The 13,317-nt window shown below is 40.0% G+C and carries 14 protein-coding genes; all 14 read right to left on the bottom strand.

What is annotated here, in order from left to right:
• Positions 1 to 680: 680 nt before the first annotated feature.
• Positions 681 to 1,577, bottom strand: a complete 897-nt coding sequence (gene secF / locus VCHSUH03_RS09135; RefSeq protein WP_105086238.1) for a protein translocase subunit SecF — start codon at positions 1,575 to 1,577, stop codon at positions 681 to 683.
• The gene (gene secD, locus VCHSUH03_RS09130; RefSeq protein ID WP_105086237.1) at positions 1,574 to 2,848 is read right to left on the bottom strand and encodes a protein translocase subunit SecD; all 1,275 of its coding nucleotides are present in this window, start codon (positions 2,846 to 2,848) and stop codon (positions 1,574 to 1,576) included. The genes secF and secD overlap by 4 nt, the downstream gene beginning before the upstream one ends.
• Before the next feature lie 21 nt (positions 2,849 to 2,869).
• A complete protein-coding gene (locus VCHSUH03_RS09125; RefSeq protein WP_105094793.1) occupies positions 2,870 to 3,436 on the bottom strand; it encodes a 5-formyltetrahydrofolate cyclo-ligase in 567 nt (188 codons plus the stop codon).
• The gene (gene yajC, locus VCHSUH03_RS09120; protein ID WP_005387358.1) at positions 3,436 to 3,726 is read right to left on the bottom strand and encodes a preprotein translocase subunit YajC; all 291 of its coding nucleotides are present in this window, start codon (positions 3,724 to 3,726) and stop codon (positions 3,436 to 3,438) included. Before yajC ends, VCHSUH03_RS09125 begins: the two co-directional genes overlap by 1 nt.
• A gap of 77 nt (positions 3,727 to 3,803) precedes the next feature.
• Complete coding sequence (gene tgt / locus VCHSUH03_RS09115) at positions 3,804 to 4,919, bottom strand: tRNA guanosine(34) transglycosylase Tgt (protein WP_105094792.1); 1,116 nt, start codon at positions 4,917 to 4,919, stop codon at positions 3,804 to 3,806.
• A gap of 8 nt (positions 4,920 to 4,927) precedes the next feature.
• Positions 4,928 to 5,953 (bottom strand): tRNA preQ1(34) S-adenosylmethionine ribosyltransferase-isomerase QueA, encoded by a 1,026-nt coding sequence (queA, locus tag VCHSUH03_RS09110; RefSeq protein WP_105094791.1) that lies wholly within the window; start codon positions 5,951 to 5,953, stop codon positions 4,928 to 4,930.
• An 11-nt stretch (positions 5,954 to 5,964) separates the two neighbouring features.
• On the bottom strand, positions 5,965 to 7,701 hold the full coding sequence (locus tag VCHSUH03_RS09105; protein ID WP_105094790.1) for a SpoIID/LytB domain-containing protein: 1,737 nt from the start codon (positions 7,699 to 7,701) through the stop codon (positions 5,965 to 5,967).
• 2 nt (positions 7,702 to 7,703) lie between these two features.
• Complete coding sequence (gene ruvB / locus VCHSUH03_RS09100; RefSeq protein ID WP_105094789.1) at positions 7,704 to 8,708, bottom strand: Holliday junction branch migration DNA helicase RuvB; 1,005 nt, start codon at positions 8,706 to 8,708, stop codon at positions 7,704 to 7,706.
• Between the two features lie 2 nt (positions 8,709 to 8,710).
• A complete protein-coding gene (gene ruvA, locus VCHSUH03_RS09095; RefSeq protein WP_105094788.1) occupies positions 8,711 to 9,319 on the bottom strand; it encodes a Holliday junction branch migration protein RuvA in 609 nt (202 codons plus the stop codon).
• Positions 9,319 to 9,813: a crossover junction endodeoxyribonuclease RuvC gene (gene ruvC, locus VCHSUH03_RS09090; RefSeq protein WP_105094787.1), complete on the bottom strand. Its 495-nt coding sequence runs from the start codon at positions 9,811 to 9,813 to the stop codon at positions 9,319 to 9,321. The genes ruvA and ruvC overlap by 1 nt, the downstream gene beginning before the upstream one ends.
• A 205-nt stretch (positions 9,814 to 10,018) precedes the next feature.
• Positions 10,019 to 10,756 (bottom strand): YebC/PmpR family DNA-binding transcriptional regulator, encoded by a 738-nt coding sequence (locus VCHSUH03_RS09085; RefSeq protein ID WP_005387348.1) that lies wholly within the window; start codon positions 10,754 to 10,756, stop codon positions 10,019 to 10,021.
• A 9-nt stretch (positions 10,757 to 10,765) separates the two neighbouring features.
• Entirely contained in the window at positions 10,766 to 11,338 is a 573-nt protein-coding gene (locus tag VCHSUH03_RS09080) for an RNA methyltransferase (protein WP_105094786.1), read from the bottom strand.
• Positions 11,339 to 11,451: 113 nt separating this feature from the next.
• Complete coding sequence (locus VCHSUH03_RS09075) at positions 11,452 to 12,738, bottom strand: glutathionylspermidine synthase family protein (protein WP_105094794.1); 1,287 nt, start codon at positions 12,736 to 12,738, stop codon at positions 11,452 to 11,454.
• Between the two features lie 14 nt (positions 12,739 to 12,752).
• The gene (locus tag VCHSUH03_RS09070) at positions 12,753 to 13,313 is read right to left on the bottom strand and encodes a hypothetical protein (RefSeq protein ID WP_105094785.1); all 561 of its coding nucleotides are present in this window, start codon (positions 13,311 to 13,313) and stop codon (positions 12,753 to 12,755) included.
• Positions 13,314 to 13,317: the final 4 nt, after the last annotated feature.

Raw genomic sequence — 13,317 nt, 5'->3', positions numbered from 1 at the left:
GCGTTCGTCCTGAGCCAGGATCAAACTCTCCAAGATATCTTGAAGCTATTTGAATAGCTCATTATTTGTTGTCGTTACATTTAAGTAACTTTGAATTATGGTTGGTTTTGACTTTGTCAAAACCCGCACTCTGGCATATGTTCAATCGTATTGATTGATTACCTATCATTGTTCAGTTTTCAAAGATCTGTACCAGTTTCCACTACCTTCTTTCGAAGTGTTTCATCAACTGGCGACTTGATTATTCTATCAAGTTCAGCTCATTACGTCAAGCACTTTTTAAAACTTTTTTCAGAAGTTTTTTTGTGCTCATCGTTTGTGCTGTGTCCTAATGACTTGTATAAGTATAGCATAAATAAAATAATCGTCAACACATAAAACCCTTATTTTTACAACTTCATTTTAAACTCACCATATTTTACAATAAGTACGTCTTAATTTCTTATTATTTTAGGTTTTAAATTGTGTAACACTCTTTTCATAATCCATTCAGTTCATTTTATCTTTAACTAACTTTCCTCAATTACTATCTACACTAAAGCAGTAATAATATAAAAATATTGATATTCTAATGCACTTGCCAGTAATGCAACTTTCGTAGAATAAAAAGAACCTCTCTAGACTGTATGTTAGAGAGGTTCAGTACTTTCACCATTATTATAGTAAAAGTAGTTCATATATTATTGTTGATTGCGGATATCGTTTTTGTTGCGACTCTTCCACATAACCCATAAGGATGTAGCTACACAGATAGAGGAGTATGCACCACTAGCAAAACCGATAATCATACAAAGAGCAAAGTTCTTTGTAGTGTCCCCACCAAACAGATAAAGGGATACACAGGCAAACATAACTGTAGCCAATGTATAGAAACTACGGTGAATACTTTGTGTAATAGATGCATTCGCAAGATCTGCAAATGTATCAGAACGTTTATGTGTATGTGTATTTTCACGAACACGGTCAAAGATAACTACAGATTCATTCATGGAGTAACCTACAACCGTAAGAATAGCCGCCAAGAAAGATGCATCAATTTCTAATTGGAAATAAGAGAATACACCAAGAACCATAATCAAATCATGGAAAATAGCAACAAGAGCAGAAATAGCAACTTTATATTCAAAACGATAAGAAATATATAGTGCTAATGCTGCGAATGCTATCACAAGATTTAATAACGCATGTTCTGTAACTTCAGAACCAATTACAGCACCTACAGTTTCAATACGTTTAACTGTATTATTACCAATAGATTTAGTCAAGGATTCAACTACAGCTGCACTTTCACTAGGATCGAGATTACGTGTACGAATCATTACGTCTTCGCCAGCTGTTTCACCAGTTGTATCACCAGAAAGCTGAATTTGAGCATTTTCAAGATTATATTCTTTCAAAACATCACGAACTTGACTAACTTCTACAGGTTGGTCAAATACGACTTCAACAATGGTACCACCAGTATAATCAATACCAAAGTTAAAGCCCTTCGTAAAGATAGAAATCAAACTAATAATAACAAGTGTGGAGGAAATAGCAAACCACCAACGATGATGTTTAATTACGTCTAATGTCATTTGCGTTTACCTCCTTTCAAAGATTTTGGTGCAAATGCGTCAGCACTTGTGCTTGGAGAGATATTCGCACCAAACCAGAATGGATGGTTCGTAAAGTTACAGTCAATAAGTAAGCGTAACAAGAAATGACTCACTGTAATCGCTGTAAACATACTTACAACAACACCAACGCCTAAGCTGATAGCGAAGCCTTTTACCGGACCAGAACCTAAGATTGTCAAGATACCAGCCGTAATAATAACGGATACGTTCGCATCTGTAATTGTTGCTAAAGCACGACTAAAACCAGCTTCCATTGCTACACGCATGGATTTACCAGAGAATACCTCTTCCTTAAATCGTTCAAAGATAAGGATATTAGCATCTACAGCAACACCCATGGATAAGATAATACCAGCAATACCTGGCAATGTCATAGTCGCATTAAAGCCTTTACCTAATACAAGTAATAAGAGCATTACATATACAAGTAATGCGATATTAGCTACGATACCAGAAAAGCGATATAAAATAACCAAGAAAATCATGATCATTGCAATACCAGCACTGAAGGCTACAACAGATTTATCCTTGGAGTCTTGCCCCAAAGAAGGACCGACTGTACGCACTTCCAATACATTAATTTTAACAGGCAATGCACCAGAACGTAATAAAATAGCCAAGTCTTTAGCTTCTTCTAAGCTTTGACTACCAGAAATTGTTGCTTTACCACCTGTAATTGCTTGTTGCACTACAGGATTAGTCAATTCTTTACCATCCAAAGTGATGGCAATGCGACGGCCAATATTTTTAGATGTTAAGTCCGCAAATTTCTTAGCCCCTTCATCGCTTAATTCAATAGCAACGAGTGGTTGTTTATTTTGACCTAACTCTTCTTTCGCATCTTTTAAATCATCACCAGTCATAACAGTTTGACCTTGATCATTTTTAAATTCCAAGACCGCTGTTTTACCGATACGTTTAATCGCTTCATCAGGATCTTTTACGCCTGGCAATTCGATGATAATACGACGAGCACCTTCACGTTGTACCAATGGTTCAGACAAACCCATTTCATTAATACGACGCTCTAAGATTTGCTTCGCCCGTTCTACTGCATCATTGTCAGCTTGACCAGTTGCAGAATCCTCTGCTTCCAATACGATATGCGTACCACCTTGTAAGTCTAGGCCTTGTTTCAAAGAACCTGCTAAAGGTTGAATGAAATACGCAAATAATCCAATGATGGCAGCAATGACTACTAAAAACTTGATAATAGCTTTACCGTTCAAAATAGTTGCTCCCTTCTACTACTATACGCAATGTATAACGCCTTGCTCCGTTACAATCTTGTTCATCCGTTGGTCCAATTCATCCATAGGGATTGATTCATCCCAAATTTGGATAGCCCAACATACGCCCATATATGTACTTGGTGAAAGTTCCTTGAGAAATCGATCATAATACCCATTCCCCATCCCCATGCGACCACCTTGACGGTCAAAGCCAGCACCAGGCACTAAAATCAAATCCAAGTCATGTGGATTAATAACCTCGTATGGCTCAGAGGGAATGCGAATATTTAACACACCCCGAGTGATAGATTCTAGAGACTTGAGACGAACTGCAATCATTGTCGTCTTATCTGTACAAACCGGAACATATACGGATTTACCATGTTCTAAAGCATGACGAATCACATCGTCTAAATTGGCCTCTTTGGGCATCGCCAAATAGGCCATAATGGTATGAGCTGATTTATATTCAGGAGTATTGACGATTTGCTCCGTCAACATTGATGTCCATGTATTACAATCAGCAACGGATAAAGCAGCGCGCTTGGACTTGCACGCCCGGCGCACTGCTTCCTTTGTATTCATTATTTTTCTTCCTTGTTTTTCTTGGAAAGTACGTTAGCAATTGCAGAACGCGCAAATGTTAACTCCACTTTTTCAGATACTTGAACCTTTACTTTTTCATCATCAAGTTCAACGATTTCACCATAAATACCGCCAATTGTAACGATTTTTTGACCTTTTTTCAAGCTACCTAACAAATTAGCGCGCTCTTTTTGTTGTTTCTTTTGTGGACGCCATAATAAAAAATAAAAGATTACGACCATCAACAAAATAGGCCAGCTAGTTTGCAACACTTGTAAAATATCTTCCATTTTATCCTCCTAGTATAATAAATATATTTTTCTTTTCTAGTATAGCCACCTAATATAGATTTGACTAGACTTAATTACTATTTTTTAAAGCTATCCCAAAACTGCATTCTAAATTGGGGGAATCGATCTTCCAAAATAGCTTGTCGCATTTGACGCATAAACTCAAGCAAGAAGTAGAGATTATGGTATGTTACGAGACGCAATGCCAAAATTTCTTCCGCCTTATACAAGTGACGAATATAAGCGCGGGAATAATTTTTACAGGTATAGCACTGACAGCCTTCTTCTAAAGGACCCCAATCATGAGCAAACTGCGCATTTCGAATGTTAAGGCGCCCCTTCCAAGTCATAGCCATCCCATTTCGAGCAACACGTGTTGGATATACGCAGTCAAACATATCAATACCACGTGCCACACCTTCAACAAGACAATCCGCTGTACCAACACCCATCAAGTAACGAGCCTTGTTAGTTGGCAACAATGGTGTGGTATATTCCAAAATCTCGTTCATTAAATCATGAGGTTCCCCAACGGATAAACCGCCGATACTATAGCCTTCAAAGTCCATAGCGACTAACTCTTCCACACTTTGTTTGCGCAAGTCTTTATACATGCCGCCTTGAACAATACCAAACATACCTTGACGGTCATGAGCCTTACGAGCCTCTTGGCAACGATGAGCCCAACGTGTGGTACGCGCTGTAGAACGCTTCGCATAATCATGATCTGCTGGATATGGAATACATTCATCAAAGGCCATGGCAATATCAGAACCTAATTGCTCTTGTACCTTTGTGGCAACTTCTGGAGATAAAAACTGTTTAGAACCATCAATATGTGATCTAAAAGTTACACCTTCTTCAGTAATCTTACGCATGTCGCCTAAACTAAATACTTGAAACCCACCGCTATCAGTTAAAATAGCTTGATCCCAATTCATAAACTTATGCAACCCACCTGCTTCTTCCACAAGTTCAGGACCAGGACGAAGGAATAAATGGTATGTATTACTCAAGATAACTTGAGAGCCCATAGCCTTTAATTCTTCAGGTGTCATTGTTTTAACAGTTGCCTGTGTACCTACAGGCATAAACATAGGCGTTTGGAAGGTACCATGTGGTGTATGCAATAAACCTGCACGTGCCCCCGTATGAGGACATGTCTTTTGTAATTCATAAGTAATACTTGGCATAGTCCCTCCTAACGAATAAACATAGCGTCGCCAAAGCTAAAGAAGCGATAACGCTCTCGAACAGCTTCTTCGTAGGCCGCTAAACAATGTTCACGACCGGCTAATGCACTAATCAACATTAACAATGTAGATTGAGGCAAATGGAAATTTGTTACCAATGCATCAATCATCTTAAATTTATAACCAGGATAGATAAAGATTTGAGTCCATCCACTAATACCTTGTAGTATACCGTCATCATTCGTAGCAGACTCGAGTGTACGTACAGATGTAGTACCCACCGCAATAATACGGCGTCCGTTTCTCTTAGCTGCATTAATACGGTCAGCGGTTTCTTGAGATACAACGAAGAACTCACTATGCATCTCATGATCTTCAATCGTCTCTGCCGATACAGGTCTAAAAGTACCAAGACCAACATGCAAGGTTACAAATTCAAGCTCTACGCCTTTAGCTTTTATTTTTTCTAAAAGCTCTGGTGTAAAGTGTAGACCTGCAGTTGGAGCCGCAGCAGAACCTTTCTCCTTAGCATATACCGTTTGATAACGATCTTTATCTTCTAACTTTTCATGAATATATGGAGGTAATGGCATTTCACCAATTTCTTGTATTACATCATCAAATACACCATTGCAAGTGAACTCAATGATACGGCCTCCAAATTCAGTCTTATCTATTACAGTCCCACTTAAGCGGTCGTCAAACTCTATAACTTGACCAATAGGACATTTTTTGCCAGGTTTAACAAGGCATTCCCACCGATTTTCACCACATGGAGTGAGGAGCAATACCTCTACCTTGCCACCAGAACCTTGCCGTTGACCATATAATCTCGCAGGAATAACCTTTGTATTATTAAATACAAGTACATCCCCTTCATGAAGTTCATCAAGCAAATCGTAAAAATGCTCTTTATGCGCAACCTCACCGGTAATCTTATCCAAGGTTAAAAGTCTTGCTGTATCGCGAGGTTCTACAGGATGTTGAGCAATTAGTTCTTCTGGCAATTCATAATCAAAATCTTTAACTTTCATCGTAATCCTTATTAGTACATTTTCTTTAATGTAATGCCACTATAGTAGTGACGCAAAATAGTTTGGTAATAATTTGTATCCCCTGGGGTAGCACGTTTCGCCATCTCTGCGGCACCCCATTGAGACATACCAAGACCATGTCCCCAACCATGACCTTTAATATAGACAGTATCATTATTGCCCGTAAAGTTATGATATGCCTTACCCGTGTCTTTAGCAGGGTTATGATTTACATAAAAATCAAATAGTGTAGATTTTAAACCTAAAATACTACGCAAGGAATCGCCATCTACCGTCGTCTTCCCAGAGGTGCCTATGAAAGTAGCACTTTTGATACGACCAGACACGCCTCGGTCAGATGTTTGTTGACCAGGCTTGCCAAGAGGAGTCAATTGAATGCTCTTCAATTTGCCAACACCTTTACTTGCTGCATTGAGCTTACTTTCAAGAGCCTGGCGAGAAGTTGTAACAGTCCAATTTGATGTAGATGTGCCAGTACTAAAATCCTTTACACCTTTCAAATATGGTACATCACTGCCCCAAACATTGACGCTATCCTCAGTATAGCCACCACCATCAGAATGGAATAAGGCATTAATAGGGCGTTGATTATATAGCATAACCATCCCCTTGGTTTTATTAACTGCATTCGTAGTAGCTTGCGTTTCACCGCTAGTACCATTATATACTTGATGATCTGTGGTCGTGCTCACATCATACAATTTCCCTTTATTTTCTTCCATTGTATGAAGCGCATAAGTGCGAGCTGCTACAGCTTGTGCTTCTAATGCTGCTGCAGGCCAAGACGGAACGACTTCCTGTGGAACTACGCCATAAAGATAGTCTTCAAGAGGTACAGAGTTGATGACCATCATTTTACCATTATTAGCACGTAATGTAAGTCCACCGCGATAACCTTTGCCTTCAAACAAGAATGGTGCATTGCTATTAGTCGGTTTCAATGTAACCACTGTATCAATAGCCTTGCCATTGATAGCAATCTTACCACCTCGAACACCGATAGTCGTACCGCGATTAGCACTTATCGTACTAACTTGACCATTGCCACTGTTCAACACCACCATATTAGCTGTAGACGTAACAGTAGCATCAGAGCTACGGCTACCTAATAAAACACGTACATTCGGTACATTCTCTACCCGCGTTGTAGCAGGTGTCACTACAGAACCTACCTTATTACGCGTAATAGCCGCTGTATTAGCTTGAATACTATCAGCTTCCGTTGTTTTTACTACTTTAGGAGTAGTCTGTTTTGAAGTAGCTGACCTTTGAGCTGTTGATTTAACGCCCGTTGTTGCAGGTTTAGCAACTGGCTTCGGAGCAGTGCTGGCAGGTTTTGCAGCTGCTGTTGATTTAGCAGTTGTTGTATGTGTTGCTACACTACTAGTTTTAACAGTCGTTGCTGGCTTTGCCGCAGTACTAGGCTTTACCGCACTCAACGGTTTTGCACTAGATTTTGCTACAGTAGGTGTAGCAGTAGACTTAGAAGTCGTTTTCGCCACAGGCTTTGGAGCCGGTTTAGTTACAAGTGGTCGAAAAGTTGACTTCTTAGTCGAATTTACTTTCGATACATTTATTGTAGATACTGTTGATTTTGGCGTAGGCTTTTTAGTGACTACTACATTTTTATTCTGCAAGGTAGCCCCTTGTGCTACAGAAGCACCACCAATATTTACACCTAAAAACAACGTTGCCATTATCATCAATTGTAATCGTTTCGTTTTCATTGTCATTTCCCTGTCTGTGAAATACCTAAATGCTCATAGGCAAGTTTAGTAGCCACCCTCCCACGTGGTGTGCGTCCTAAAAATCCTAATTGCATCAAATATGGTTCATACACATCTTCGATGGTATCTCTCTCTTCGCTGATAGCCGCAGCAATAGTATCAATACCTACTGGACCACCATCATACTTTTCAATAATACACTCCAACACACGTCGATCGATTCGATCGAGTCCCTCTTTGTCTATGTATAAACGTTGTAACGCATCATCTGCAATTTCCTGAGTGATAACCCCATCACCAATAACTTGTGCAAAATCACGAACCCGTTTAAGTAGACGATTTGCGATACGCGGTGTTCCCCTTGAACGACGCGCTATCTCGCTAGCCCCAGTTGGCTCAATCCCAATATTGAGTATTTCTGAGGCTCGAGTCACAATAAACTCTAATTCCGGTTGTTTATAATATTCCAACCGGTTAATAATGCCAAAGCGGTCCCGCAATGGTGCCGCCAAAGCCCCGGCTCGTGTAGTGGCACCAACCAAAGTAAACTTTGGCAAGTCAATGCGCACCGTTCGAGCACTTGGCCCCTTACCGATGATAATATCGATAGCATAGTCCTCCATAGCAGAGTACAATACTTCCTCTACGCTACGAGACAAGCGATGAATTTCATCGATAAATAGTACATCGTGATCATCTAAATTTGTTAAAATCGCAGCCAAGTCACCAGACTTTTCAATGGCAGGACCAGAAGTTATGCGAAAATTAACACCCAATTCATTCGCAATAATTCCTGCCAAAGTAGTCTTCCCAAGACCTGGTGGACCATAGAGCAATACATGATCTAAGGCTTCACCACGTTGCTTAGCCGCCTGAATATACACATTTAGATTACCTTTAGCCTCTTCTTGACCTACATACTCATTAAAGAACTTTGGTCGTAGGCTATATTGCCACATATCTTCTTCGTGCTCGCCATTTCCGACAAGGCGTACTTCTTCGTTCATCCTTATCGTCCTTTCCCAAGCTCAATCAAGCTGACCTTAATCAGCTCAGATACATCGCGTTTACCATCATCTAATGACTCCACAATATCAGCCACATCTCGCTCGGAGTATCCTAGTGATACAAGAGCTTCAATAGCCTCTCCTGCAGCGCCACTTGCAGTAACGCCAATTGGCTGAATCACCGCCGGTGACTCCGTAGAGATATATGTCATTTTAGCTAACTTATCCTTTAATTCAAGAACAAGTCGCTCTGCAGACTTCTTGCCAATACCAGGCAATTTAGTTAATTGCTGAACTTGACCATTGATTACTGCTAATTTAAAAGCCTCCGGTGTCATGCCAGACAAAATGCCAAGCCCTACCTTAGGACCTATACCGGAAACAGAAATGAGTAGAATAAATAGCTCATATTCCTCTTCCGTCCAAAAGCCATAGAGTTGCATCGCATCTTCCCGTACATTTAAATACGTGAATAACGTTGCCTCTTGGCCTTCAATCAATTGTTGACGCGTAGTGGTCGGCACATAAACGCGATACCCTACGCCATGTACATCTACGTAACAAGACTCTTTAAAGAGATGTGTTACGATGCCCCGTACATACCCTATCATTATACCAACCTCTTCAATCTATCGTTATGAGAACTATGGGCCGTACAGATAGCGACAGCCAATGCGTCTGCCGTATCATCGGGCTTAATTTTCTCACGAATCCCCAAAATATTCATCGTCATATAAATGACCTGATTCTTATCAGCCTTGCCGTAACCAGTAACAGCTTGCTTGATTTGCAGCGGTGTATATTCATAGATTGGAATCTGTTGTTGCTCGGCAGCTAATAAAATGACGCCCCGAGCTTGACCAACCTTAATCGCCGTCGTTACATTTCGGTTAAAGAATAATTCTTCTACACCAAATTTATCCGGCTTATATTCTTCTAGAATATCACTGAGGTCATTAAATAAAATTTCCAACCGCTGTGAATCAGTTAATTCCTTAGGAGTTGTAATAGCCCCATAGGCTACTGGTGTTAGTTTACTGCCCTTTACGTCAATAATGCCATAACCGCATATCGCCGTACCTGGGTCAATTCCTATAATTCGCACCCCAACCCCCTTAGTCTAAAAATGAGATAAGCCATCGCCTACCTCCATACATAATCTATTTTATTATAGCACAATACCACATCGAATTTCATGAATTCCAATATAAAATTTATAAGAAATCTATTAGTATTTTTAACATTTATAGAAACTCTAAATTTCATGAATCAATAAAAAAGAGCACTCCTTAGAGTGCTCCTTAATATTATTATTCTTCTTCGTCGTCTGGCAAAATACCGTTGTGATATACGTTTTGTACATCATCAAGATCATCCAATACGTCGAGCATTTTTTGCATTTTTACAGCATCATCGCCAGTCAATTCAATTGTAGTATCTGGAATCATTGTGATTTTCGCTACTTCTGTTTCAATGCCCGCATCAGCAAGAGCTGCTTCTACCGCATCATAATCTTCAGGAGTAGTATAAATTTCAAATACATCGTCTTCAGACTTAAGGTCTTCTGCGCCCGCTTCAAGAGCTAACATAGTCAATTCATCTTCGTCATGACCTTCTTTATCGATAACGAATACGCCTTTAGATTTAAACATCCAACCTACACAACCGCTTTCACCAAGGTTACCACCTTGTTTAGAGAATGCATGGCGCACATCAGCAGCCGCGCGATTACGATTATCCGTCATAACCTCTACAGTAACGGCAACACCAGCAGGACCATAACCTTCATATACGATTTCTTCGTATGCGTTCATATCTGTAGCGCCAACACCCTTGTCGATAGCACGTTGAATATTATCCTTAGGAATATTGTTTTCACGAGCTTTTTGCAAAGCCAATTTCAAACGCATATTACCTGTTGGATCAGCACCACCCATGCGTGCTGCTACGGTAATTTCACGACCGATTTTTGTAGCTAATTTAGCCTTCAACGCATCAGTTTTACCTTTTTTATGTTTAATATTTGCCCATTTTGAATGTCCTGACATAGACGCCTCCTATTTATTCCACCATGCTTCGCCCCGTAATCGATCTAAGATGATTGAAACGGCACTACGCACAGATAAATGATTGTATTCACCATGGCCATATATAGGTTCTAAAATATAGTCAAAGCTTTCCATCGTTTCTTTTGTCATACCATAACCGGTACCAAATAATACTAACACAGGGCGGCCTTCATTTTCAAGATGTTCACGCATCCGCGCATAGGAAATTGTGTTATCATAGGTCCGAGCATCGGTAGTTGCTACGATAGGTTTCATACCTTCTATATCTTCAATTTTTCGTACAGCTACCGCAATTGAATTAACTAGTTCTACACCGGTGAAAGCATCTTTTCGATCTGGATTATAGGTAGATCCAAATCCAGACTTCCAATGCTCCATTATAGTATGCACCAACTCGCGCTGGGCAGGTATATTATGAATCACAAAATATTTAGATACATCATAGGTAATAGACGCCCGTGCAATGTCGTGAATATCATAATTGGTAATGGCCGTCGTAATGACCTCTTTATGCTTGTTCATAATCGGATAATGAACAAGTCCAATATACAAATTAGCCAATGCCTTATATCTCCTATAACCTAACAACAAATAGAAACTATAGTAATACTAGCCTAATAACTTTATGCTCCTAACCCTATAATTTATGTACCATTAATCATTCTACATAGTTTTTAATCAATAACTAAAGGTAAAAAATAGGCTTCTGTACCAGCAATTTCTTCAGGAGAGAAACGGGCTCCCACAGCAGAGGCTTGGTCGCCAAGCATAAAACAAGACAGCGTCAAGCATCCTTCTTTTGTACCACTATCTACGGTATGAATAAAACGTTTTTGCTTAATAAAATCTTGGTACATAACCTTTTTACTATCACGACACACAATGTCATCATAGTTATCTACAAACTTTTCCATAAAGACCTTTGCTTGATCGCCATGTTTTTCTACGACTTGTATATTGCGTCCCTCACGGCCCCATATTTCCTTTTGAGTATAAAGGCCTTCATCGAGGTTAGGAAAATCACTTTCAAAATAGGACGGAGTCAAATAACGTTCAATAATATCTCGCTCAGGGCCTGTAAAGAATTGATCCGTCAAATATAAGGCATACACCAAGGACATAAATGACTTATTTTGCAAAATGATCGCTTCTGGAGGATTAAATAAATTGAATCGCCCCTCATTATATAAATCTAAGAACATTTCACCTAACGGTTCCCCCGTTGCCGTCGTCTCATCGATTAACAATTCCATCGGATGCAAACGATACAGGTTTGATGCATGACTGCCATCAGGAAGCAAAATCCCTTCATCATCAATGACCATGTCATAAAATGATAAAAATCGTACATCCGCTTCAGGACATACGGATTTCATCGTATTCATTAAAAACTTAGTGGTTCCTAAATCTTCTAAATAATCATGAAAGCAAGCAAACACAAATGGATTAGCTCCACCACTCTCTACTGTATTATATTTACTATTTTCCTGAGAAGTGCGTTCATAAACACGTTTCAAAAAACGTTCTAGCTCGTCCCTAGCCCCTGCATTAGGATGCCCTTTATCAAAATAACGGGCGCCTACCTCATTAGCATAATAGCTTTCAATCAAAAAGCAGGGGGTATCCGCATTAATTTCCACCATGCGCAATCGCCCCTGTGTATCGAGAACAAAATCAAAGCGAGATAGCCACGTAGGTAGGCCTAACGGATTTCCTCGGTGAAGATAAGGAATCAGATTTTCCGGCATATCCATATTGAGGGCAAACTCATCAGGTGCCTGCTGAAAAACTTTAGTAGCCTTATAAAATATTTGGAATAACATACGAGATGCATGTCGTATTTCATCGTAAAACTCAGCAGGAAAAGATTGTACTGAAAGCGTTGGATATCGATCGTCATATCCTTCATAATCTACAAAAGGCAGTATGCCCGTATCTAACTCATCAATATAGGATTGCATAGTACCGCCTCCCATCACGAGCCACCAGAGCGTGAACCAGCACTACCAAAGCCCGACTTTTGACCTATAGAAGAGGCTTTTTGACTTCTTCGCTTCTCATAGTCTTGATAAGTACGTCGCCCTAAAGAAGTGCGCACATTTGAACCTGTTGCTGTATATACAGAAGGCTCCTCATAGGGTTTTAATGGAGCTGCCACGCGATATGTCATAGTTCGTCCATCCATGCGAGCTGTAGGGGGATTAAATCCGTGGAAAATATAGTAGCCTGCTGCAATACCAGGCAAAAGTCCTGCTAGCCCGGCATCCCATACTAAATTGCCGCTAGTATCACGATGAAAGGTAACAGACCGATTGTCATCATATAAAGCCGTCTCTTTACCATCGCCATGATTCAATAAAGAGTAGCGATTTCCTTGATTATCCTTTAATCGAACTTCCCCATCATTTGCTTCCGGGTAGATCTTATCACATACGGCATAAGTGATGTCATTCCAGTATGAAGATACACCAACGATACCCGCCACAGCGGCAAAGGCACCCGTTATGTATATAGTTTTCTTACTTGGCTTATACATAGGA

Source organism: Veillonella infantium (assembly GCF_002959895.1).
Classification (GTDB): domain Bacteria; phylum Bacillota; class Negativicutes; order Veillonellales; family Veillonellaceae; genus Veillonella; species Veillonella infantium.
This window is presented reverse-complemented; position numbering and strand designations above follow the sequence as displayed.

Excerpts from the sequence above, each read along its gene's own strand:
- ruvB (WP_105094789.1), bottom strand. The coding sequence starts at position 8,708 with ATGAACGAAGAAGTACGCCTTGTCGGAAATGGCGAGCACGAAGAAGAT.
- secF (WP_105086238.1), bottom strand. The coding sequence starts at position 1,577 with ATGACATTAGACGTAATTAAACATCATCGTTGGTGGTTTGCTATTTCC.
- ruvA (WP_105094788.1), bottom strand. The coding sequence starts at position 9,319 with ATGATAGGGTATGTACGGGGCATCGTAACACATCTCTTTAAAGAGTCT.
- VCHSUH03_RS09085 (WP_005387348.1), bottom strand. The coding sequence starts at position 10,756 with ATGTCAGGACATTCAAAATGGGCAAATATTAAACATAAAAAAGGTAAA.
- tgt (WP_105094792.1), bottom strand. The coding sequence starts at position 4,919 with ATGCCAAGTATTACTTATGAATTACAAAAGACATGTCCTCATACGGGG.
- VCHSUH03_RS09070 (WP_105094785.1), bottom strand. The coding sequence starts at position 13,313 with ATGTATAAGCCAAGTAAGAAAACTATATACATAACGGGTGCCTTTGCC.
- VCHSUH03_RS09075 (WP_105094794.1), bottom strand. The coding sequence starts at position 12,738 with ATGCAATCCTATATTGATGAGTTAGATACGGGCATACTGCCTTTTGTA.
- VCHSUH03_RS09105 (WP_105094790.1), bottom strand. The coding sequence starts at position 7,701 with ATGAAAACGAAACGATTACAATTGATGATAATGGCAACGTTGTTTTTA.
- VCHSUH03_RS09125 (WP_105094793.1), bottom strand. The coding sequence starts at position 3,436 with ATGAATACAAAGGAAGCAGTGCGCCGGGCGTGCAAGTCCAAGCGCGCT.
- yajC (WP_005387358.1), bottom strand. The coding sequence starts at position 3,726 with ATGGAAGATATTTTACAAGTGTTGCAAACTAGCTGGCCTATTTTGTTG.
- queA (WP_105094791.1), bottom strand. The coding sequence starts at position 5,953 with ATGAAAGTTAAAGATTTTGATTATGAATTGCCAGAAGAACTAATTGCT.